Genomic DNA, 480 nt, shown 5'->3' with positions numbered 1-480 from the left:
CTGAAAGACTACAGCTTAGCAGACAAAAAGGGAAGAAAAGGGGAGTTTTAGGAGCAATTTTTTCTAGTGCAGGATAGCCCAAAGTGGCAAATTATGGTACATAATTAATTCGATTTTTTATTTCACTTAATTGGCTAGTCTTTTCCTAAAAAAATTTAGCTATAAGTTTAGTATATTTGTTTGGATTTAAAAATTTATATTCGGTGGCAATATGCAAAATTTCCCAATAGATTTGACGAAAATTAAATTTCAATCCTACTGCTGGAGCTTTGGTACAACCAGTTTTAGAGTAAAGGAATTAAATTACAAGAATGAACTACTTTTGATTTATTTAACTAAATTTAAGAAAAGATTTTCAGATTGGAATTCGACTACTCAAGCTGAGTTTTACGAATTTTTAAAGGAACACGAATTTCTTACAGGCAACGCAGCTGATAAAGCCAAAGATGCTAGGCAGAAAACTTCAGGACTACATGATTT

The 480-nt window shown here is 31.5% G+C and carries 1 protein-coding gene; it reads left to right on the top strand.

Going from position 1 to position 480, the window contains the following annotated elements:
* Window positions 1-211 precede the first annotated feature (211 nt).
* Window positions 212-480: hypothetical protein (locus M3175_RS24195; RefSeq protein ID WP_251524554.1), on the top strand; the 269-nt coding region annotated here is incomplete at its 3' end.

It is taken from the genome of Robertmurraya korlensis (assembly GCF_023715225.1).
In the GTDB taxonomy this organism is placed as follows: Bacteria; Bacillota; Bacilli; order Bacillales; family Cytobacillaceae; genus Robertmurraya_A.
The sequence above is the reverse complement of the archived record's forward strand: the minus strand, read 5'-3'. Positions and strand labels throughout refer to the sequence as shown.